General features: G+C 50.0%; 14 protein-coding genes and 1 riboswitch. Of the genes, 7 read left to right on the top strand and 7 right to left on the bottom strand.

What is annotated here, in order from left to right; translation table 11 throughout:
- Positions 1 to 53: 53 nt before the first annotated feature.
- Positions 54 to 3,446, top strand: a complete 3,393-nt coding sequence (locus IJG50_02905; GenBank protein ID MBQ3378797.1) for an S-layer homology domain-containing protein — start codon at positions 54 to 56, stop codon at positions 3,444 to 3,446.
- 136 nt (positions 3,447 to 3,582) lie between these two features.
- The gene (locus IJG50_02910) at positions 3,583 to 4,173 is read left to right on the top strand and encodes a histidine phosphatase family protein (GenBank protein MBQ3378798.1); all 591 of its coding nucleotides are present in this window, start codon (positions 3,583 to 3,585) and stop codon (positions 4,171 to 4,173) included.
- A gap of 67 nt (positions 4,174 to 4,240) precedes the next feature.
- Here IJG50_02910 and IJG50_02915 read toward each other — a convergent pair whose 3' ends face one another.
- Positions 4,241 to 8,401: a leucine-rich repeat protein gene (locus IJG50_02915; protein MBQ3378799.1), complete on the bottom strand. Its 4,161-nt coding sequence runs from the start codon at positions 8,399 to 8,401 to the stop codon at positions 4,241 to 4,243.
- A gap of 216 nt (positions 8,402 to 8,617) precedes the next feature.
- Here IJG50_02915 and IJG50_02920 point away from each other — a divergent pair, with 216 nt between their 5' ends.
- The 3 genes from IJG50_02920 to IJG50_02930 are packed head-to-tail and all read left to right on the top strand — an operon-like array spanning position 8,618 to position 11,290.
- Positions 8,618 to 10,027, top strand: coding sequence for an MATE family efflux transporter (locus IJG50_02920; protein ID MBQ3378800.1), 1,410 nt, complete (start codon positions 8,618 to 8,620; stop codon positions 10,025 to 10,027).
- Positions 10,028 to 10,055: 28 nt separating this feature from the next.
- On the top strand, positions 10,056 to 10,679 hold the full coding sequence (locus IJG50_02925) for a glycerol-3-phosphate acyltransferase (protein ID MBQ3378801.1): 624 nt from the start codon (positions 10,056 to 10,058) through the stop codon (positions 10,677 to 10,679).
- 35 nt (positions 10,680 to 10,714) lie between these two features.
- Complete coding sequence (locus IJG50_02930; protein MBQ3378802.1) at positions 10,715 to 11,290, top strand: lipase; 576 nt, start codon at positions 10,715 to 10,717, stop codon at positions 11,288 to 11,290.
- 61 nt (positions 11,291 to 11,351) lie between these two features.
- Here the strand turns inward: IJG50_02930 and IJG50_02935 are convergent, their stop codons facing one another.
- From IJG50_02935 to IJG50_02945, 3 genes are read right to left on the bottom strand one after another with little or no spacing between them, the layout of a single operon-like run.
- The gene (locus tag IJG50_02935; GenBank protein MBQ3378803.1) at positions 11,352 to 12,014 is read right to left on the bottom strand and encodes a ComF family protein; all 663 of its coding nucleotides are present in this window, start codon (positions 12,012 to 12,014) and stop codon (positions 11,352 to 11,354) included.
- A 50-nt stretch (positions 12,015 to 12,064) separates the two neighbouring features.
- The gene (locus IJG50_02940) at positions 12,065 to 12,367 is read right to left on the bottom strand and encodes a thiamine-binding protein (protein MBQ3378804.1); all 303 of its coding nucleotides are present in this window, start codon (positions 12,365 to 12,367) and stop codon (positions 12,065 to 12,067) included.
- Between the two features lie 30 nt (positions 12,368 to 12,397).
- On the bottom strand, positions 12,398 to 12,700 hold the full coding sequence (locus IJG50_02945; GenBank protein ID MBQ3378805.1) for a thiamine-binding protein: 303 nt from the start codon (positions 12,698 to 12,700) through the stop codon (positions 12,398 to 12,400).
- A 47-nt stretch (positions 12,701 to 12,747) separates the two neighbouring features.
- Positions 12,748 to 12,857: riboswitch (TPP riboswitch) on the bottom strand.
- 117 nt (positions 12,858 to 12,974) lie between these two features.
- Here IJG50_02945 and IJG50_02950 point away from each other — a divergent pair.
- The gene (locus IJG50_02950) at positions 12,975 to 13,418 is read left to right on the top strand and encodes an acyl-CoA thioesterase (GenBank protein ID MBQ3378806.1); all 444 of its coding nucleotides are present in this window, start codon (positions 12,975 to 12,977) and stop codon (positions 13,416 to 13,418) included.
- A gap of 21 nt (positions 13,419 to 13,439) precedes the next feature.
- On the opposite strand, the gene IJG50_02955 is transcribed toward IJG50_02950, so the two are convergent.
- Entirely contained in the window at positions 13,440 to 15,155 is a 1,716-nt protein-coding gene (locus tag IJG50_02955; protein MBQ3378807.1) for a hypothetical protein, read from the bottom strand.
- Positions 15,156 to 15,303: 148 nt separating this feature from the next.
- Between IJG50_02955 and IJG50_02960 the strand changes: the two genes are divergently transcribed.
- Positions 15,304 to 15,675, top strand: coding sequence for a helix-hairpin-helix domain-containing protein (locus IJG50_02960; protein MBQ3378808.1), 372 nt, complete (start codon positions 15,304 to 15,306; stop codon positions 15,673 to 15,675).
- Positions 15,676 to 16,003: 328 nt separating this feature from the next.
- On the opposite strand, the gene IJG50_02965 is transcribed toward IJG50_02960, so the two are convergent.
- Together IJG50_02965 and IJG50_02970 are read right to left on the bottom strand one after the other, a co-directional pair.
- Positions 16,004 to 18,127: a topoisomerase IV gene (locus IJG50_02965; GenBank protein ID MBQ3378809.1), complete on the bottom strand. Its 2,124-nt coding sequence runs from the start codon at positions 18,125 to 18,127 to the stop codon at positions 16,004 to 16,006.
- A 612-nt stretch (positions 18,128 to 18,739) separates the two neighbouring features.
- The gene (locus tag IJG50_02970) at positions 18,740 to 20,722 is read right to left on the bottom strand and encodes a DNA topoisomerase (protein MBQ3378810.1); all 1,983 of its coding nucleotides are present in this window, start codon (positions 20,720 to 20,722) and stop codon (positions 18,740 to 18,742) included.
- Positions 20,723 to 20,966 lie beyond the last annotated feature (244 nt).

The following is a 20,966-nucleotide window of genomic DNA, read 5'->3' on the forward strand; positions in this document are numbered from 1 at the left end:
AAATGTGTATAGAACCGAATAGCAGGTTTAAAAAGATAAAAGGAGGAAAATATATGCACAAAAAGACAACAAGGCTTTTAGCCGTTATGCTTTCGCTTCTCTTTGCGATAAGCATGTTTTCTGCGGCTATGGCGTATTCGCTCGACGAATCGCTGTCTTTGGACGAATATGAGTATACCGACGACTCGGATATTTTCGATACCGTCGAGGACGTATTCGTAATGTTTATGCCCGGCTACGTTGAAATGACGCAGGGCGAAACTCTTACCGTTGACGCTATAGTTACCGGCGACGACGGGAAAATGACCTACACGTGGAAAAGCAGCGACAATTCGATAGTTACTGTTTCCGGAAAAGGCGACACCGCCGTTTTAAAAGCCGTAGGCTCAGGCTCGGCAAGCGTTACGCTGACCGCGACGAGAAAAGCGGACGGCGACTATGACGTGGACGTGCTTACCGTTACGGTCGAAGGAAAGTCCACTCCCGTAAAGGCTTCGGAAGGCGGCTCTGTTTCCATGAAGGCCGGCGAAAGCAAATCCGTTACCGTAAAGGCTTCCGGCGGTTCGGGACGCTACGTTTACAGTTGGGAAGCGGATGGCGCTGCAGGCGTTGAAGACAGAAACAGCGCAAGCAACACGATATACGCGCGCTACGCGGGAAGCGGCAGCGTAATGTGTACCGTATCGGATGAAAACGATCCGTCGAACTACTATTTGGTAGCATGGAGCGTGACAGTTACCGACAATGCAAAGCCGGTTACGGCAAAGCTTGACAAGACAAAATTCAATCTCGGTGCCGGCGACTCGACAACGCTTACCGTTACGGCAAGCGGCGGCAGCGGCAATTACGATTATTACTGGGGCAACGACAACCCGGGACTTATAAACATAACAGGCGACGGCAATTACATTACCGTTGAGGCCGCGCCCGTTGTAAGAGCCGATTCAAGCACGGCTCAGGTAAGCGTGACCGTTGTGGACCTCGACACGAACACGACGAGCGAGACGCTTTACTGCACATTTTCGGTAAAGGGTAAGGAAGCATATTACAGCATTTCCGATACCGCGTCCGTAGGCACGACTTACGCTATGCGCAGTATGGCTTCGGAGATCTCTAAAGCCTTTTCGCAAAGCTTCGGAAGATCCATAAGCTCCTCTGCGGCAGTACGCTTTGACACGCCGAGCGACGCTACCGGTATGCTCCGTCTGAGCGACGGCACCATACCCAGCTACGGCGCAGCATATACGTTTGCTCAGATGCAGACGATGTATTTCTATCCCAATCAGAGCGGCACGTTTTTAACGGGATTTACGATCACCGACGGCGGATCCGTTATGTCGGGCACGATAACGATAAAATGTCAGGGAGGCTCTGGCGTAAACGGCGCATATCTGAGTTCCGAGACGCTTAACCTGGACACTTATTCAAGCAGATTTTTAAATCTTACGGTCACGCCCGCAAATGCGAATTACAGCGTTTCGTGGTCTTCGAGCAATACAAGAGTTGCTACGCTTACGGGCAGCGGCAATAACGTTACCGTAGTTACTCAGGGCAATTCGGGCAAATCTACGATAACCGCGACGATAAGAGATGAAACAGGCGCAGTAATAACGCGCAACTGCGAAGTCATAGTAAGCAGTTCGGGCGGCGGCGGAACTGCAGTGCGCACATATAATCCCAGCCTTACCATAACGATGGGCTCCGATTATTACGGCACCAGCATATCCGACAGCATAGCAAAGCAGTGGCGCAACGTATTCGGATATATACTTCCCGACGGCGCCGACATTGGCTTCTCGTCGGTAGGCAATACGAAATACGGCGTTATGCGCCTTGCAAACGGCAGAAATATTCAGGTGAACGCAACGTATACGTTCCTCGACCTTCAGAATATGTATTTCGAGCCTTATGCGGCGGGCACGTTTAACCTGCCGTATTACGTACAATACGACGGCGATACTTTGCGGGGCACTATGAGCATACAGATAAAGAGCTCGGCGATATCGGCGTCAATAGAGCCCGCGTCCATAACCATGTCGACATATAACAGCCGCAATGTTTACGTTAACGTATCTCCGTCGAACGCATATTACCGCGTATCGTGGAGTTCCAGCAATTCCAATGTAGCGTCCGTATCGGGAAGCGGCTCTTCCGCTACAGTAAAGTCTTCGGGCAGCACCGGCACGGCTACGATAACGGCTACCGTTACGGATAAGAACGGCAATAAGATATACCGCACCTGCTCCGTAAAGGTAACGGGAAGCTCCGATTCCAAGATATACGACCCCACAGTATATACTACTTTGGGCGTAAGCTATACGGGAACGGGCACGTCCGACGCTATGTATTCGCAGTTTAGGAACGTGTACGGCGTGGAATTGAACCGCAATTCAGCTCAGATAAAATTCTCTACTACGGGCAATAACAGCGTAGGCGTTATGCGTCTGTCAAACGGCACGGCAATACGCGCTAACACGTCGTATTCGTTTAACGACTATATAGCAATGTACACCGAGCCCATATCTACGGGCACGTTCAGCATACCGTATACGCTTACGTACAACAACAAATCGCTTTCGGGCACTGTTTCGGTAGTTATAAGCGAAGGCTCGGTAGACTGCACTTTAAGCCTGCCCGATACGCAAGCCTATGCGTTCTCTGCGGCGCTGAACGGTTCAAGCGGAGCATCGCAGCTTTCAAGCGCCGTGCGCAACGCGATAGGCGCATCCTGGAAGGATATAAGCTTCTCTTCGTCCTCTGACAGCGTGGGAACGCTTTACTTAAACAGCGGCAAGGCGGCAATAAGCGCTAACGCAAAGATAAGCGCGAGCGATCTAAACAACCTCTACTTTGAACCGAAGCGCCCCGGCACGTTTAGTGCAAACTTCTCGGTATATAACACATCCGGAAGCAAGATGGCGTCAGGCACGTTAAGAATAATAGTCGGCGGCGCATCGTCGGCATTTACCGACGTAAGCCAGAGCGCTTACTATGCCGACGCCGTTACGTGGGCTGTGCAGCAGGGCGTTACCACCGGTACGTCGGACACGACTTTCTCTCCGGCAAGCTCCGTTACGCGCGCGCAGGCGGTTACCTTCCTGTGGCGTTCGAGAGGAAAGCCGCAGGCTGGCTCGATGAATCCGTTTACCGACGTGGCTTCAGATGAGTATTATACTCAGGCGGTGCTCTGGGCTGTGCAGCAGGGTATAACTACCGGCACGTCCGACACTACGTTCTCTCCCGATGCAACGCTTACTCAGGATCAGATGATAACCTTCCTGTGCCGCGCAGACGGCGACTTTGCAGGCGGTGAAAACTGGTCTGAGGCGGCAATGAACTGGGCGTCGGGAAGAGGCCTGTTTGACGGTATGCCGTCCGTTCCTACGGCAAAGAATGCATGCCCGCGTTCCGACGTGGTGTATTATCTTTGTAAGGATGCAAAATAAGCCTTAATACGTGATACTTATAAAGAATGCAGACCCTTTTGGTCTGCATTCTTTTTGTATGCTTAAAGAAGGCGACATTTTCACAAAAAGTATGATATAATAAAAAGAAAAATATGACAAAAAAACGAGGGTTATTATGATATACATAGTACGTCACGGGCAGACGAATATGAACAAGGCTCACGTTATGCAGGGGCGAAGCGAGCATCCGTTAAATGCCGAGGGCGAGCGTCAGGCGGCCGAGGTGGGGCGCCTTATGCGTGAAAAGGGAGTAAGCTTTGCGCGCGTATATTCAAGCCCTTTGGGGCGCGCGCAGGCTACGGCGCGTCTTATGTCGGGTACAGACGACATCGTGACCGACGAACGCCTTATTGAGATGGACTACGGCCCATACGAGGGCACGAAGCTTGAAAAGCTTCCGCCGGAGCTTAAAGCCTTTTTTAAGGACTTCGTAAACACGCCCGCGCCGGAGGGGATGGAGCCGCTTGCGGCGGTGACGGCGCGCATGGGCAGCTTTCTTGAACAGATAAAGGAGCTTGCCAAGGAGGGCGATATCCTTATCGCGACTCACGCGCTTGCGATGAAGGGCGCGCTTGAGTATCTCACGCCAGAATCGCGCGGCGGCTACTGGTCTAAATATATAGGAAACTGCGCCGTATACGCGGCGGAGATTGTGGACGGCGAGTACGGCGTACCCGTCGAGGTGTCGTTCGGCGAGATGCCGTAAATAAAAAAGACCGCGCGGAGCGGTCTTTTTTGTCGCAGCCACCTTCCCCCGGGAGGGGAAGGCTTTTTTACTCGGGCAGGCCGTTTGACGGGTCGTAGGACGATACGTCATAGGGGATCCATGTTTCATAGATCGACTGCTTATCCTCCGACGGAACAAGGCTTTCATCCCATGTGTCGGGGTAATAAAACTTGGTGGGAACCGACGAGTTTGTGGAAAGCTTCAGTTTAAACATATCGTACATTGCGGGGGCGTCGCCCATATAAACGATATTGCTGAAGCTTTTTTGATTGTTGAAAAACGTCGATGAACCGTTGTTTGTCGTACTGCTGCACCTTACGACAACGGTTTTAAGATTATCCACGCAGAACGGCAGAGAGCCGGCCTGTTTAAAGCTCTCTCCGATGACCAGTGTGTCAAGATTATTCATATAGCGGAAGGCTCTTTCACCGATCTTCTTAACGCTGTCGGCGATAACGACCTTTTTAAGGTTATGGCTGGAGTCGAACGCATACGGAAATATTTCGGTAACTCCGTCCAAAACGGTGTAGCTTTCGGCGGGGTCAGCGCAGGCGTAGCGGATAAGGATTATATCATCGCCGCTTCTCTCAAACAAGGCCTTGCCGTCGGTATAGAAATGGCTGTTTTCGGGGTCTACCTCAAATTCTTTCAGAGCGTAGCAGTTTGTAAACAGCCCTCTTTCATAATAGTAAGGCATATCAAAGCCTTCAAAGCTTCTGCCTATCGTTACCTTTGACAGAAGCACACAGCTGTAAAACACATTTATTCCCATGCGTTTAACGCCGCTTCCCAAATCGATCACTGTGAGGCTTGAGCAATCTTGAAACGCTGAATCTCCAATGCTTTCAACATTATTCGGTATGTTGATATGCGTTAAACCACGACAGTAACGAAAAGCCGAAGCGTCGATAGTTTTTAAAGAATCAGGCAGGGATATATCGGTAAGATTGAGAGAGTTGTAAAACGCCTGCTCGGAAATTTCCGTAACTGTACTTGGTACCGTGTAGCTTGTGTCTGATTTGCCTTGCGGGTATTCTACAAGCGTGGTCATGTCCTTTGTGAACAGAACGCCGTCTACGGCCGCGAATGCCGTATTGTCGGGATCGACCTCAAAGTCCGTCATGGCAGTAGCTTGAAATGCTCCGCCACCTATGAAGCGCACGCTTGCCGGGATATATACGGATTTTAATCCGCAGAGGGTGAATGCCCGATTTTCGATGCTTACAACACTGTCAGGAAGGGTCATGTCAAAGTTGTCGGTGTAGTAGGAAGTGCCGCAATTTTCAAACGCGTACGCTCCGATGCTTACTACGCTGTCAGACAGGGTAACGGAGCTTGCGGCCAGACAGTGGCTGAACGCGTAATCGCCTATATGCGTAAGGCCGCTCACCTCAATGGATTTTATAATTGTCAGCCACTTGCCCGTGCGTTGACTAAGTATATATCCTGCCCATGGCATACCGTAGGCGCTTAAAAGATAATCGGGCATCGCGCCCTCTCCCCATACCGACAGTTTTCCCGTATCGCTGTCAAAGCTCCATTCCATCCATGACTTTTTAAGGGTCAGCTTTATCTCGGCGTTCTTTTTTATCTCCGTCTCCTCGGAGCCGAACCACTGTGAGGTCGAAATGTCGAACGTATATTCGCCCTTGTCAAGCTCAAAAGTGGCTTTGCCGAGCTCGTTCGTTTTTACTCCGCTGTCAAGGCCGTTTACCATAACGGGCATATTCGCCACAGGCTCGTTTTCCTCGCTCACGGCGTTTACGGTGACGGTAACGGTCTCCTTTGTCATGTATATGACTGCGCTCTTGTCGCGCCCGTTTAAGTTGACCGCGGCCGTACCGGTGAAGCTGCCGTCATCGTTTTGTGCCGAGAGCGTATATTCGCCGCTTTTCTCGGTAAACGTGCATCTGCCGCTCATATCGGTTTTAAGCGTTTCGCCCGTTTCCTCGACCGTAACTGACGTGCCGCTTACCGCGTTCCAATCTTCGTCGAGTATGCGCACGTTTATCTTAAAGCGCGGCTCCTTTATCACAACGCGGGGGAGCACTACGTCATAGCCCGTTATTTTAAATTCGTCTAGCGCCACGGGCGTGCTCCCGTCCTTAGATACGCTTAAGTGATACGTGCCTACGCGAAGCGGGATGCGCGCGACGCCGTATTCGTTCGTCACGGGGTCTTTGTCGCGTCCGGTGCCGTAGATCACCGCGCCCGACACCTTCTCTCCCTCCTCGTTTTCGACGGTTACGGAGGCGATGTATACCTCCTCCTCAAGATAGAGCTCGACCGTCTGTTCGTAGTTCTCGTCACCTTTTGCGTTTACGATGACAGTTTCGGCCGCGAATGCGCCGTTGTCGGGATTTTCTGCGGAGAAGTCATACGTCCCATCGGGCAGATAAACTGACGCCGTGCCGTTCTTATCCGTGGTAAGCGTGCCGGAGAACGTCTTATCAATGGTGCTGAGCCCAAAGTATTCTACTTTGGCTCCGGTGCGAAGCGTATGATTTTTGTTTTCATCAACATCCCATACGCGCACTGTTATGGGATAATTCATGTGCGGACATTTCTTAAAGCCCCAATCCTCATATGTAAACGAATAGTAGAAGTCAAGCAGGGGGTGTTTAATATCGAGCACTTTTGCGCTTACGTCAAGCTCGCCCAAGAATTTTGCCGAGGCGGACAGCTCAACGTCAAACTCTACGTTTCCGGAGATGCATTTGTCGCAGGCGTGGGTATGATCGACATAGTCCTTTTTCATCTCTCCGGTGAAGGTAAAGCCCAATGTGGCCGTAAGCTTGACCTCGCCTATCTTTTTACTGAATACGGCTACGGACGGCTCAAGAGAGAATCCTAAAAACAGCTTTCCTTCAAGGGAAATATCGCAGTCGCTTACTTTAGGCTTTTCGCTTCTGTTCTCAAATCCGTCTCCCGTGTATGCGAAACCGAGAGCGGCGGTGAGCTTTGCGTGGAACCGAAGCGTTAAAGAGGCGTCAACGACTATCGACGGCATAACGCTTATGCTCACGCCCGCAACTGGGGCGAAAACGACGGCCTCGGGCAGAAGATCGAAGGTCTGCCTGCCGGTCGCGCCCGACATATATGCGTCGAATTCCGCGTCAAAGGTGATCTTTGCCTCAACGTACTGCTCCTTAAAGCTGAGATACAGTTTTATGTATGCCGTAAGCGTAACGGAGCCCTTCATACTCAGCGTGATATTGGGCGCGTTGTCGTCGAAAACGTCCTTATCGCGCTTAAATTCCTTTTTAAGCTGTATATCCTTCGTTATCTTGCCCGTCACATTGGCGTCAAGTTCCGAGCCCGAAAGCGAGGCGGTATCCGCCGTGGGGTCGTAGCCGCCCTCTATCTTTACAACGTCAAAAACGTCCTCAAGCGCGATGGAGTCATCCTCCGTCACCGTTACGGTACCGCCCGATTTTTCTATTGAGGCAAGCTTGATAAGAAGCACGCTGCCGTCCGCGCCCTTTAGAGAAAGGATATCGCCCGCCTCCATACCCAAAAGCTCGTCCGAGGCGTTTTCTATGCGGTATGCGCCGCCGCCGAGATCGGTTGTCACGTTATGCTGTCCGTCGGCCTCGACTGTGATGACGCCGGGATTGAACACGACGAAGTTCGTCGTTTTGTCGCCGTCAAGGTTCAAAACAAGGTCTTCATCGTAATCCGAGACCGTTGAGGCTTCAAGCGCCTGTAATGACTCAGTATAAAGATTATTCGTAAAGTCTTCGCACAGGGGCTTTCCGCTTTCGGCGTCAAGCATATACGCCTTCGCGGTAAAATAGTCGGGAGCGTCTTTTATGGGAATACTCACGGCCGTTTCTTCATCACTTGCCAAAACGTTTTTAGCCGCGCTTGTTACCATGCGCCCCTCGTCGTCGTAAAGGGCAACGATAATGCGGGCGTCCGCGTCCGACTGATAAGTTACCTGCGCCTCGGAGCCGCTCACCTCAAGATGTGCGATGCGGCAGTCGCCGCCTTCCGACGACGTCTCTTCCAAAAGCGCGTCTTGTATGGCGTCCGAAATAAGGGCGCTTACGCCGTCCGAGCCGGACACCTCGGCAGAAAGCGTACCAGCGCCTGCGTCTGCGCTGCCCGGGGCTTTGGGATCTTGGGCAAACGCCATCGGAGCCAGCGCCAATATAAGCGCCGCCGCCAAAATGAAAGCGACCGTTCTTTTAAAGCCGTTCTTCATGGATATACCACCCTTGTGTAAAGATTTGTATGAAAGCGATATTGTTTTATTTTTTATAATTATACGTTCAATGAGATAAAGTGTCAATTTTATAAATGCGCAACGAATTGAAGTTTAAAATAATAAAAATAAGTGATACAATATATCCATATTAAAATTAACGGACTGCGGCGGGCGCGTCCGCGGGATATTCACTCTTTTTCGGAAGTGTTATAAATGTTTAAAAAACAGACGGTAAGCAAACAGGAGCTTTTTGCAAATACGCCCGTGCCAAAGGCGCTTTTTACTATGGCGATACCCACCATAATAAGCCAGATAATCAATCTGGTCTACAATATGGTGGACACCTTCTTTATAGGGAGAACGGGCAACTCATATATGATAGCCGCAACGACCATAACGCTTACGATGGTAATGATGTGCGTGGCGCTTGCAAATCTTTTCGGCATAGGCGGCGGAAGCCAGGTCGCGCGTCTTATGGGCAGGGGAGAGCTTGAAAAGGCGAAGCAGGTAAGCTCGTTCGCCTTTTACGGCTCCTTGGCCATAGCGCTTATTTATTCTCTGCTCATGGGGATATTCTTAGACCCGATACTTACGTTTTTGGGCGCGTCCGACGCGACGATGGATTATGCGAGAAGCTACGCCGTGATCGTTATCGTGATAGGCGGAATTCCCGGTATTATGTCGATGTCGCTTGCGCATTTGTTGAGAAACGCGGGCTATTCCGCGCAGGCGAGCATAGGGCTCAGCATGGGCAGCATACTTAACGGTGCGCTCGACCCGCTTTTCATGTTCGTGCTGCTCCCGCAGGGACAGGAGGTCACGGGCGCGGCGCTTGCCACGGCAATATCGGGCGCAGCGGCTTGCGTTTATCAGCTTTTTGCATATATAAGGGCGGGGCGCGAGGCTCCCTTGGGGCTTAGCTTAAAGGGCGCGCTTAAGCTTGAAAAAGCCCAGATAAACGCCGTGTTCTCCGTGGGTGTGCCGTCCGCGATACTTACGGGGCTTTTCGACCTTGCCAATATCTGCGTAAATATCATTGCTGCGGCGCACAACGACCTTGTGCTTGCGGGAATGGGCATCGTTATGAAGGTGGAAAGGATACCAAACGCCGTAAACATAGGCATATGCCAGGGCATGCTGCCCATAGTGGCGTTCAACTTCGCGTCGGGAGATCACGCGCGAATGCGCGAGGTGATAAGGACGGCGAGGAAGACGGGACTTATAGTGTCGTTTATCTGCATCGCCTTCTTTGAGATCTTTGCGGCGCCGTCGTCGGAGCTTTTCTTAAGCACGACTGCGGGCGACGTAAACTCGGCGGTGCTTACCGTTTCGCTTGCCACGATGTTTTTAAGGATACGCGCCGCAGCGTCGCCGGTGCAGTTTTTAAATTATCACACGTCTTACTGTATGCAGGCGATGGGCAACGGTAAATATACGATGCTTCACGCATTTGTAAGAGAGCTTGTATTTTATATCCCGTTCATGTTCATTTTAGACGGCTTTTTCGGAGAAACGGGACTTGCATCGGCGCTGCCCGTGGGCGAGGCGTGCGGAGCGGCGTTCGCGCTGTATCTCCTTCACAGAATGCTTTCGGGAAAATATAAAAAGAAGGGCGCAGTATGATTTTTTCGCTGTGTGATACGGAGGGAGCATGACGGAGAGGATAATAAGTCTTGTCATAGGTTATCTTTTGGGCTGTGTGCTCACGGCCGATATCGTCGCCCGAATATATACGGGCAAAAACGCTTCTCAGATAGGCGGAAGCGGCAATCCCGGCATGGCAAACGTGGCGGCGCGACTCGGCGTTAAGGCGGGCATGATAACACTTTTCGGCGATCTTTTAAAATGCGTGATTGCGGGCGCTATATCGTTTTGGCTGTTCTCCGATGCGGGGCGGATAGTCGTGCTTTACGCGGGGCTCGGCTGCACTGTGGGACACGACTTCCCGTTTTGGCGCGGATTTCGCGGAGGCAAGGGCGTTGCTACGACGTCGATGGCCGCGGCGCTGTACTCTTTCGGACTCGGCGTTACAGCAAATCTGATAGGCCTGCTTACCTTGATTTTTACGAAGTATCTCTGTATAGGCGGGCCGGTCATACCGGCGGCGTTCGCCGTTTTCATGCTCGCGCGGGGCGATCGCGAGGCTGCGGCCCTCTTCGCGGCGCTTACGATTCTGTCGCTTTTAAAGCACGGACGCGACTTAAAGGGGATCAAAGACGGTACGACGAAAAAGACCGATATTTTAAAAAATATAAAAGAAAAGACGCGCGGGTAGCGCGCCGTTAAGTCAGTATTGGGGTGAAAGGAACGATGAAAAAAAGCTTGCTTGCGCTGGGCGCGTCAAATACGTTCGGCTACGACCCGCGCTCGTATTTCGGGGGACGATATCCGAAGGATGCGCGCTGGACCGGCATTTTGGAAAGCGCGGGATACAATGTGATAAATTACGGTCACAACGGCCTTATGATACCGACGGAGCGTGACTTTTCGGGGCTTTCTGACCTCATAAAAAGCCGCCTGCCCGTTGACTATATAACGGTGATGCTCGGAAGCAACGATCTGCTTCGCGGCCTTTCGGCCAAAGAGACGGCCTCGCGCATGGAAAGGTTTTTGAGCTTCGTTATAAAAACAGCGCCGGACGCGCGCATAATACTGATCGCTACGCCGACGATGGAAAGAGGCGAGTGGGTGGAGACCGACGCGCTTATAAAGGAGTCGGCGCGCCTTTCGCCGCTTTACCGCGCGCTTGCCGTGCGGCTAGGCGCGGATTTTCTCGATGCGGGCGAGTGGGGCGTGGGTCTTGCGTACGACGGCGTTCACTTTTCCGAGGAGGGACACGCCGCCTTCGCGCGCGGACTTGCGGGGTTTTTAAAGAGCTTAAATTAAATATGGCGCATCGCATCATATAAGAAAGATGCGGGAAGGATAACTTTCATCCTTCCCGTTTTCATCCCTTTTGCGGCGTTTTTGCCACCGTAAGGCAGCGCACGTCCGCCGCGCCCGCGGCTTTCAGTGCGGCCGCGCATTCGTTAAGCGTTGCGCCTGTCGTTACGATATCGTCGAAGAGAAGCACGCGCTTTCCTCTGACCGTGGGCGAGGCCGAAAACGCGCCCTTCTGCGCAGTAAGGCGCTCTTTGGCAGAAAGCGTATGCTGCTTTTTTGTTTCGCGTATCTTTTTGATCGCGTTTTTGTCGTATTTTATTTTAAGCTCGCGCGAGAGCGCGCGCCCGTAAGTATCCATACGGTCGAAACCGACCCGACGCACCGATTTTTCAGACGATGGCACAACTGCGATGAGGTCGAAGCTGCTGCTTTTATATGACGTGCGCGCCGCCTGTGCCGCAAGGAGGCATAAGCCTTTTATCTTATATGTGCTTTCATGCGATTTTACGCTTACGAGCGTATTTCTTATCGGCGGCAGATAGCTGACCGCCGAAACCGTTTGAAGCCGCTGCCCGTCGCTTTTGGGGCGGCTTTCTATAAACGATATCCTTTTACGGCATTCATTGCACAGCGGCTCGTTTTCGCTTTCATACAAAAGCTCGCCGCACACTATGCATTTGGGCGGGAAGATAAGGCGCGATATGACGCTTAAAATATTTTTGCTCATAATAAATATAAGGCGGCGCGAGTTAAAATAAGCGCGCCGCCGTAAAAAGCTTATTTATGGTATTTTCCTACTTTATCGTCTATGGACCATACGCCCTCGGATGCGGGTCTGTACCAGATCTTGGCGTAAGTCATGCAGTAAGGCGACCCCTCTTCAACGCATATCCTCTGGCACTGAGCGAAAATGTCCATCAGTTGGTCGAAATCGCCGTCAATGGTAGTCTCATAGGGGCATACCATATATTCAAGGCCGGTGCTCTTTATATAATCTATTATCTTGTCAACTATAGCTATTACTTTTTCCTTATCGGGTATCTGCGGGAGTATCTGTATAGATAAGCTTGCGTTTGCCATTATTTTCACTCCTTTTTTCGATTTTTCGATTTAGTGCTTGTGCTTGTCTGTTTTTTCGGCTATGGACCATACGCCGCCGGTGGGCTTGTATACCATTTTGATATACGTCATTGCGCTGGGCGCTCCGGCTTCTATGCATATCTTCTGGCAGTCCTTTAAGACCTTTAAGAGCGAATCAAAATCGCCGTCAACGGTAGTCTCATAGGGGCCGATAAAATACGTCATGCCGCAGCCCTGAATGTACTCTAATATTTTGCGCACGATAGGACGCACTTCGTCCATCGGCACGTTAGGAACCACCTGGAACGCGATACTTGCAGTATAATTTTCCATTTCTACAACTCCTTTTAAAAAATGACGCCGCGGGTTTTCTCCTGCGGCGTTAAGTGCAAAAATATTCCTACGCCGGCATTACCCGAACAGGTACGAAGGGTCTAAGGAAAAAGATCCTTATCTCAGCCGACTTGTGCCAGCTCCCCTAAATAAATTGTAAATATATTGTATCACCTTTTTTAAGCGCTGTAAATACCTTGTAAAAATTTTATTGGAGCGCTGTTTTAAAACCGTCTCGACAAATGTGCAAAACGGCGGCATAATAAAATAAAGAATGAAGCGGGAGGTCACGGCTTTGTATACGTATAAGCGAAAAGCGCATTATCACGAAACGGACAAAATGGGCATAATCCACCATTCAAACTATATAAAATGGATGGAGGAGGCGCGCGTGGGATTTATGGACGCGATGGGTCTCGGATACGTGAGGATGGAGCAGATGGGAATAGCTTCGCCTGTAGTATCGCTTTCGGTAGAATATAAAGATCCTGTTGCGTTCGACGACGAGGTGCATATAAGGCTTTCGGTGCTTAAATACAGCGCAGCAGTGCTTGAGGTAGGGTATGAGTTTTACAACACGGCGACAGGCAAGATATGCACAAAGGCGTCTTCGCGTCACTGCTTTATAAAGGATAATAAGCCGATATCTTTAAAACGGGCGTATCCCGAGCTTGACGCGGCGCTTAGAGAAGCAGTAGAAATAAAACAGGGGGAGTAAAAGCTCCCCCCTTTTTATCTTTTAAGCCTTTTTATTCTGTGAGCGCCGTTCTTTGGGCGCTTTTTTCGTTGATCCTTTGACAAAAGCGCCGTTTTTCGGAGAGAGTTTTCTTCCTTTCTTGGAAGAAGGAGCTACCTTCGGAGCTTTCGTCGCTGTATTTGGCTGCTTTGGCTGTTTTTGCGGCCTCGTGCCCGGCGAGGTGGTTTTTACCGTTTTGTTATGCGCGCGAGGGACTCTCCCGCCCGCAGAGGAACTTTTTACGTTTTTTGCCTTTGTGCGGCGGTCTGCCTGAGTAAGCGTATGAGGCGCCCGCGATGCGCTTCGGCGCGCAGTACCTGCGGGGACTTTCGGCGCGGAAGCATTTGATATTGCGCGAGAAGGCGCTCGTTTCGCTGCGGCAGTTTCAGCCCTTTGCTTCATTTTCGCTTTCTTTTGTTCGTTTCTCTTTATCGAGCGCACAAGAATAAATATATACGCTGCCGCAAGCAGCAGGATAATGACTATTATCACCTTTACTGCGGCAAGCGAGAAGAAGCTTGTTATCCAATAGCCTATCTTTAAAATAATGTTGGCACGGATGGTCTCCTCTGAAGTGAGAGTTCCCGTGACTATGAGCACGTCGTTGTCATAAACCTCAAATGTGCCTAGCGTATCTCCTGCGCTTATGGGGGCCATAATGTGCTCGTTTGGGAAGAGCCTTACTTCTATTTCGTCTTCGTTTTTGTTCTGCGGGATGACGGTGCTTACGTCGTCCTTTGCAACAAGCGAAATATAGTCCTTTTCAAGCGAATGCTCAAGCTGCGCCTCCATCATTATCTCGCCTTTTTTGACGACATTCATTATCTTGTATGAAGAGTACGCTTCTCTGAACACGTTTCCGGCGTCCTTCATGGCGGGAAGGGAGTATTTGCTGTTTTCTCCGCTTGTGCCCGCGCCTATGAAGATAAGCGTCATAGAGCCGCGCCCACGCGAAGCGGCGGCGGCGACAACGCTGCCCGATGCGCTTGAGGAACCTCCGATAAGGCCGTCGGCATATCTGTAGTAGTAGCTTGTATTCTTATATGTCGAGATCAAATGGTCGTTCGTATATATTTTTTTCTTTTTTGCGCGCCATTCGCTTTGGGGCAGGGTATAGCTTCTTGTCGATGCTATTTCCATCAAAAGCTTGCTTTGCATGAAATAGTCGGCGATTATGTACATATCCCATACGGTCGAGTATTGGTCGCGCTCGTTCTGACCCGTCGCATTTGTAAAGTTGGTGTTCTGCGCGCCGATGAAGGCGGCCTTTTGGGTCATGCTTCGGGCAAAATCCTCCTCCGTGCCCGAAATATGCTCCGCTATGGCAACTGCGGCAACGTCGTTATTGTCAAGGATCATGCAGTATAAAAGCTGCCTTACCGAGAGCTGCTCGCCCGCCTTCAGAGCGGCCAAGGTGCCGTATGCGTTTTTGTCTGTGGCGGCCGTCTCGGAAATAGTTACGATATCGTCGAGCATTCCGTATTCAACGGCTATTATAGCCGTCATAAGCTTTGTAAGCTCGCCGGGAACGATGCGGTCGTTTATGTTCTTTTGATATATGACCGTATCTGTAGTGGCTTCTACAAGTATTGCGTTTTTTGAGGCAACGGAAAATGAGGTATCCGTGCTTACGGCGCCCTCTGCGCCGACGAAAAGCGGCATAACAAGGACGACTATAAGCAATATCGGAAGAAAAGCATGTTTTCTTAATTTATTCATATATTCTCCAATTTACGAAATCATATTGAAGGCGTGTAAAAAACAACGTATAATTATTTTAAGTAAATTATTATATTTAATGATATCAGATTTACATAATCATTAAAAGCCTTTTTTATAATTTTTCCTTATTTTAAGCGGTGATGTGATGAATAAGCTTGATATATCGCATAAAGCCCTGCTTATATGCGTATTTGCATTTATAATTTATATTGCTCTAAGCAGCGTTACTTCGTTTTTTGCGTTTGAACGTACAGTCGTTTCCGACAACGAGCCTTTGAATATCGTATCGGAGGATGAGAACGCAGAATACGATGACGACGGTGATATGATAAACATAAATACGGCAGGGAAATACGAGCTCGAACGTCTGCCCGGGATAAGCGAAACGACGGCGGAGAAGATAATCGATTACAGAGAGGAATACGGCGGCTTTAACGCGCCTGAGGAGATAATGCTTGTGCCGGGAATAGGCGAAAAGAAATATGAGGCAATGAGCGAGTTTATATATGTGGAGTAAAAAAGGCGCGGAGAGTCTTCGCGCCTAAAACTGTCAAAAAAGGGCTCCACCAATGAAAAAACATATTTTTTCATTAAATCATTAAAAAGCTTCAATGTCTTTAAACAAGCGAAATAAAAAACTTAATACTTCGGCGATTTGTTTTGCCCGCCGAAAAGCTTACGTTTTCGGCGGGTTTCATCTATGCCTAAAAAACGCCTCTGTCGTATAAAAATACGCCGACGCGCCGTTTTTTAAGCATTGGAACCTCTTTTTTGAAAGTTTGCAGCGTGCCAAAAATTGAGTTTTTTGACACGCTGGGGCGCGGGGAGTCCCGCGCCCGTTTTATTCAGATAAGCTCGAGCTGCTTTGGTCCGTCGGCGGGCTTTATGTTAAATCCCGACGACGGAAGCTTTCTCACCCTGTAAGCCGCAGGGTCTGAAAGCTTTGCCTCGGATGCGGGCACTGCGCGAGTCACCTGCTTTTTCGGCTTCAGCGTCATGGCGATGACGCCCTGAGATGCGCGCGTCGTTTTTTGGGGTATAAGCGAAGAATTAAGTGTAAGTATGCGGCCGCCGTCGGAAAACAGCGTAAAGTCCGCATCCTCGGTGATATGATACGCGCCCGCAAGCGTGAATTTATCGCAGTATGCCCCCGTAAGCTTCTTTCTGTTCGTCTTTGTCTGATATGCCGAAAGCGGTATTTTCGAGATGCGTCCGCTTTTATCGAAGAATAACAGCTGTCCCGAGTAGTCGTCGTCGGTGATCACGCTGAATACGACGTTCTCGTTTTGCTCCATTGAGAGCTTGGCCGGCAGATAATCGCCCAGCGCGCTGGCCTTGGTATCGTCAAAATCGTAAAGCCTTGTCTTATATACGTTGTATTTGTCCGTAAAAAAGAGCGCGTGCGCTTTGTTGGTAGTCTGCACGGTGAAGACAAGCTCGTCGCCGTCCTTATACTTTTGCTCCGATGCGACTCGGAGCGACTGCGGCGTTATCTTCTTAAAATAGCCTTCGCGTGTCACAAACACGCTGCACGGGTAGTCCTCTATGTTCTGCGATTCGCTGTATTCGCGCACAGAGTCCTCCATTATGAGCATCGTGCGGCGCGGACTGCGGTACTTCTTTGCTACCTCTGATACTTCTTTTATAATAATGCGCTTTATTTTGCTGTTGGATCTAAGCGTATCCTCCATATTGGCTATGTCTTTTTTTAAGGCCTCTATTTCGCCGGTGCGCTCAAGTATATATTGGCGGTTTAGGTGCCTAAGCTTTATCTCCGCAATATATTCCGCCTGCACCTCGTCGATATCGAAGCCCTTCATGAGATTAGGCACGACCTCGCTGTCTTTTTCGGTACTGCGCACTATTGCGATGGCGCGGTCTATGTCAAGAAGTATCTTTTCAAGTCCCAAAAGCAGGTGGAGCTTTTCGCGCGCTTTCGTAAGGTCAAAATAAAGCCTGCGCTTTATGCACTCTATGCGGAAGGCAGTCCATTCTTCAAGTATCTCGCGCACGCCCATCACGCTCGGAGTAGCGCCGACAAGTATATTGAAGTTGCAGGAGAAATTATCCTGAAGCGGCGTGAGCTTATACAGCTTGTCCATTAACAGATCGGGGTCCGTGCCGCGTTTTAAATCTATGGCGATCTTAAGACCCGTTAAAGCCGTTTCGTCTCGCACATCGGAGATCTCTCTTAGCTTTCCGGCCTTCACTAGGTCTATGATCTTTTCCATAATGGCTTCTATCGTAGTCGAATACGGTATCTCTATGACTTCGATGCAGTTCTGCTTTTTGTCATATACGTATTTTGCGCGAAGGCGCACGCTGCCGCGGCCTGTTTTATAGAGCGAGTCTATTTCGTCCTCGTTGTATATAAGCTGTGCGCCCGTGGAGAAATCCGGCGCGACAAGCGTCTTTTTTATATCGCAGTCGGGGTTTTTAAGGTATTCTACCGTAGTATCGCACACCTCGCCCAGGTTAAAGCCGCATATCGAGCTTGCCATGCCGACGGCTATGCCCTGATTGGGGTTTACGAGGATATTCGGGTACGTCGCGGGCAAAAGCAGCGGCTCCTCCATCGTGTTGTCGTAATTCGGCACCATATCGACCGTGTCGCGGTCGATATATTTAAAAAGCTCGGCGCATATGGGAGCAAGCTTTACCTCCGTATATCTCGAAGCGGCGAACGCCATGTCGCGCGAATACTGTTTGCCGAAGCTGCCCTTTGAGTCGATGAACGGCGTAAGCAGCGCGTCGCAGTCTGCCGTGAGGCGCACCATCGTTTCGTATATTGCCATGTCGCCGTGGGGATTCAGCTTCATCGTCTGTCCCACTACGTTTGCCGATTTTGTGCGCTGTCCCGTCAAAAGCCCCATTTTATACATGGTATAAAGGAGCTTTCTGTGCGACGGCTTGAAACCGTCGATCTGCGGTATGGCGCGCGATATTATTACGCTCATGGCGTAGGGCATATAGTTTTTCTCAAGAGTCGAGGTTATCTGCTGCTCTATGGGCGGCGAATGTTTTACGGGTGTTTTTTTCAAGGCGTTTTCTCCTTAAAGTTTTATATGGTCGGGCTCGTTTTTTTGGTGGCGTACCGTTTTTAGGGTAGCGCACCGTTTTCGGCGGTCAGGCTCGTTTGCGGCAAAGGAAGGAGCGTCGAAAACGAGAAATGAATTCGTCAAATGCGTCTCGTCGGCGTATGATATACGGCAGAGAAGCATTTGACGGATAGCCGAAAACAATAAAAATAATAAAATCCGGCGTATCGTTAAAAGCCGAGTATGGTAAGAAACGCGTAAGTCTTGTAAAAGCGCTTTTCAGAAAGGCATACCGTTTTCGGCGGTCAGGCTCGTTTGCGGCAAAGGAAGGAGCGTCGAAAACGAGAAATGAATTCGTCAAATGCGTCTCGTCGGCGTATGATATACGGCAGAGAAGCATTTGACGGATAGCCGGAAACAATAAAAATAATAATATCCGGCGTATCGTTAAGAGCCGAGTACATAAAGAAACTCGTAAGTCCGATAAAAGCGCTTTTCGGCAAGTCATACCGTTTCCGGCGGTCAGGCTCGTTTGCGGCGCTCCTAGGACAGGTCGGCGAGGTCGATATACTTATATCCGTTCTCGGCGATGAAATCCTTTCGCCCCGCGAGGTTGTCGCCCAAAAGCACATCGAACATCTGAAACGTCGCGTCCTTATCCTCGGGCATAACCTTTATGAGTCGTCTCGTTTCGGGGCACATCGTCGTTTCCCACATCATGTCGGGCGTGTTCTCTCCAAGGCCTTTTGAACGCATTATTTTATACTTTTTATTGGCGAGCTTCTTTACGATATCGCTTTTGTCCTTTTCGGTGTAGGCAAAGAGAGATTTTTCGCCAACTCGTATCTCAAAAAGCGGCGATTCGGCAATGAACACGCGTCCTTCTTCTATAAGCGTCGGCGTGAGACGGTAAAGCATGCTTAAAATAAGCGTGCGTATCTGATAGCCGTCAACGTCTGCGTCTGTGCAGATTATTATCTTATTCCATCTCAGATTGTTTATATCGAACTCGCTCGCGGCGTTCTTGCCCTTCAGCTTTACTTCCACACCGCAGCCCAAAACCTTTATAAGATCGGTAATTATATCGTTTTTGAATATCTTGTCAAGGTCGGCTTTAAGGCAGTTCAGTATCTTGCCGCGCACCGGTATTATCGCCTGGAACGTCGCGTCGCGCCCCAGCTTGCAGGAGGTGAGCGCGGAGTCGCCCTCCACGATGTAAAGCTCGCGCACGGATACGTCCTTTGAGCGGCAGTCGACAAATTTCTGTACGCGGTTTTGTATGTCGAGATTGCCCGAGAGCTTTTTCTTTATGTCGAGGCGTGCGCGCTCGGCCGACTCGCGCGAACGCTTGTTCACGAGTATCTGATTAGTTATCTTCTCCGCCTCGGGCTTGTTCTCGATAAAGAATATCATCAGCTTTTCGCGGATAAAGGCGGTCATGGCCTCTGCTATGAATTTGTTGTTTATCGATTTCTTCGTCTGATTTTCATATGAAGGATTTGTCGAGAAGGTGTTCGTTACGCAGATAAGACTGTCCTCTATATCGGAGAAGCCAATCTTTGGCTCCGATTTATTATATTTGCCGTTTTGCTTTAAGTATGCGTCTATCTCCGATACGAACGCAGAGCGCACCGCGCGATCGGGCGAACCGCCGTATTCGAGCCAGCTTGAATTGTGATAATGCTCTATATGATTTCCGCTCGTAAGGAAAGTGAAAGCGAACTGTATTTTGAGCTTGTAGTCGGGCTTGTCGGCGCGGTCGCGTCCCATGCGCTCGCATTCATAATACTGCGTCGGGCACATTGGCTCGCTTCCTTCGCACATCTCGTCGATATACTGGGTTATGCCGCGCTCGTAGCAGAAGGTCTCCTGTGTCGGCACATCCTTTGATTCATCAAAAAACGTAAACGAGATGCCTGCGTTGCACACGGCCTGACGGCGCAATACGTCGGTGAAATATTCGCTCGGCACATCTATATCCGTAAAGACCTCGCGGTCCGGCTTCCATGTTATAAGGGTGCCCGTTTTATTCTTTTTTTGGGGCTCCTTTGAAAGGCCGCCTATATTTTCTCCATGCTCAAAATGAAGCGTGAACTTCGTCATATCGCGGTAAACGGTAACGTCCATATATTCGGAGGCATATTGCGTAGAGCATGCGCCGAGGCCGTTTAAGCCGAGCGAGAACTCATAGTTTTCGCCGCTGTCGTTGTTATATTTGCCTCCGGCATAAAGCTCACAGAAAACGAGCTCCCAATTATAGCGCCCCTCGCGCTCGTTGTAGTCGAGCGGTATGCCGCGGCCGAAGTCTTCGACCGTGATAGAGCCGTCCTTATGCTTTGTCACGTTTATTTTGGAGCCGTAGCCCTCTTTCGCTTCGTCTATCGAGTTTGAAAGTATCTCAAAAACTGCGTGCTGGCAGCCTATAACGTCGTTTGAGCCGAAGATGACCGAGGGGCGTAAGCGAACGCGGTCCGCGCCTTTAAGCGAGGATATGGAGTCGTTGTCGTAAGTTTTTTTTGCGCTTATTTTAGGTCACATCCTTATAAGTTCGTTTAAGTCTTTGTAAATAATTATAAAGCTTTAAAAGCTTTCGTGTCAACTTGCAAAGAATATGGTACAATATAAGCCGTGTAGAGTCGTCAATGATGTGTGACACTTCACTCGAAAAAATATGACGAAGGTTATATGTGCGAATTTGAGAAAGACGAGGAGCCGTAGGCGACGAGGCTTTCTCAAATTCGGCGCGGCTCGGTCTGGCCCTCTGTGAACG

It is taken from the genome of Clostridia bacterium, assembly GCA_017405765.1.
GTDB lineage: Bacteria > Bacillota > Clostridia > Oscillospirales > RGIG577 > RGIG577.